Here is a 2,499-nt window from a genome sequence, read left to right on the forward strand (position 1 = left end):
CGGATAGATACATCGTCCGCAACACCTTGATGATCTACACCACCCAGTCCATCAAGCAATGCTGTGATCTCATCTTTGGTCATGTCTTCAAACAAATCGGAAAAATCTAACGAATCCCCTTCCGAACGATGGAAGTCAGTAACGCGGTCAGTCGCGGTTTCCATCTCAACCCATTTGAATATGTCTGCACCACTATCACCCGTTAAGATATCACTACCAAGGCCGCCAATAAGGGTGTCGTTACCTTCACCACCTCTCAAACCATCGTTGTGAGAACCACCATCAATATAATCATCACCAGTATGACCAAAAAGGATATCAGAGCCAGATTGACCAAATATTCGATCATTGCCACTACCGCTATTAACAACGTCAGCATTACGGCTTGATACATCGTTCGATAATAACAAACCATCATTATCTAACATTGAATCAGTGCCAGAAAGATTGCCTGTCATTACGTGATGATTGGCAATCTCAGACGCAGAAAGTTCCAAATCATCATCACTACTGTAACCATGAGATCCCGTCATTCCTGCATAAATGACGTCATTTCCAGAGCCCGTCTCAATATGATCGTTCCCCGATCCACCACTAACAGTTTGGTTTTGAGAGCCATTATTATAACCTTGCCCTACGTGAATATGGTTTTCATTGCCATGAACATCACGTACTGTACCTAACAAATTACCCCCGAAAGCAACATCGAATCTATCTGGGTGCTGTGAGTTTTCACCATTTCTAATAACTATCATGTCATTTAAATCATTGCCTTCAACCGTCAATGGTAAACCTACGGGTACACCATTTTTATCTACAGCGTTGACCGAAATCGTTAAAGTACTATTGGCAGCATCACCATCATTATCTCTCACGGTATAACTAAAAACTTCCTGTGCGTTGAGGGGGATCTTAGAGGCATCCTCAGTCACTTGATAAGTATAGCTACCATCAGCCATCAGAATCAGCTCGCCATACAAACCAATAACCTTAGTGCCAACACCGGTATTAATACTGCTTGATGTTTCTCCATTCACACACCCTATGACCGTCAATGATCCATCGGCACCGTGCAAATCGTTATGCATTACATTACCTAAAGCACTTGGCAAATGGTAACCACTTCCTTCAACAATCTTTGCCACCAAGTCAAACTGGTTGGATGCATTTTCGTCTGTCTTTATCGAGTTGATAACATTACCGTTTTTATCAACAAAACCTAAGACTTCAACTGTATACATCTTACCTTCAAATTCAAAAGTCACAGATTGACTTTCAATAGTAATGATATCCCTTGGATCAGACTGATTATTTGGTGTTTCGTTATGGGCAAAATTCACCGTAATCGTCACAGGCGTTACTCGACCATAAGCATCGGTTACTGAAAACGTTACATCTAGTGTTGCCCCCGTAATCGAGTCATAGATAGGGTAATTATAGTGAGTAAAGGTTCCTAGTTGGACTAGCTCATTGAGAGCTATATTTCCAGCTAGTCCACTATCGTTATCAATAAAACCATACCCTGATTGCCCATACCCTGCACTCGTTCCCCAGCGTACTTGGTCTAAATCAGGGTCAGCATCGCGCGAATCATAAATTGTAATATTTGAACCACCTGCGATATTGCTCCACTTGGCCGAAACACCGTTAAAATTAAATGAATCGGCTAATACATTGATTGAAGCAACATCCGCATTAGCGATAGGAGCATCATCTTCGATAACAATGGTGATTGTACTTGTGCTCGAAATACCACTTGAATTTTGTGCTTCAATGGGAATATCAATTACAAGGTCATCTTCTCCACCATTATTCGTGTGGTCGAATACAGCATGTAACTGACTAGTCACCTTGCCTTGGTTATCTACGGTAATTTCGACCACTTTATTGTCAGCAACCGTTCCAATCAGTCTCTGTTTATCCGAAGATAAGTTCCAGGTAATAGCTACACCATTAGAAGTGTAAGTACCAACCGGAATCCCCATAGAAAGCTCAGAGGTGTTCGCAATATTAAGCTGCCCTTCCACTGAGGTCTGGTTAGTCGTGTCTTGTGAACCAGTGATAGATGCGTCATCCGCAATCCCGCCTTGTAATCCTTCTTCAGAAACATTGAGCGTCAATTCACCAATAACCGGTGGAGACACAGGCTTGACCGCAAAACCAAGCACAGCACTGTCACCATCGGCATCAGTAACTTTCACTTGGAAATCAATATCTCCATCACCTAACGGCGATTGTATATTTTGATACTGGTAAAACTCCCATTTTCCCGTTGTCGGTGTAAACTCGAGTTTGAAGACTAAATGCCCTTCTGCATCTTTACCAGTAAGAGTATTTGCTCCTACTAATCCAACAGTAATGTCAGAGCCAGTAACCGTTTTGAGTGTCGCAGATTCATCCAGGCCAACTAATTGCAGTGCCCCTCGACCATCGGCCCCCCATTGCGGTTCAACGACACCAGAACCATAAGCAATTGGCTGCGGCGCATCCGAACCATGG

The 2,499-nt window shown here is 42.9% G+C and carries 1 protein-coding gene; it reads right to left on the reverse strand.

Going from position 1 to position 2,499, the window contains the following annotated elements; all coding sequences use genetic code 11:
• The coding region (locus AACT21_RS08840) for a choice-of-anchor K domain-containing protein (protein WP_094163146.1) at positions 1-2,499 on the reverse strand (2,499 nt) is incomplete at both ends.

This window comes from Vibrio sp. V08_P9A1T1, assembly GCF_963874405.1.
Lineage (GTDB): Bacteria > Pseudomonadota > Gammaproteobacteria > Enterobacterales > Vibrionaceae > Vibrio > Vibrio anguillarum.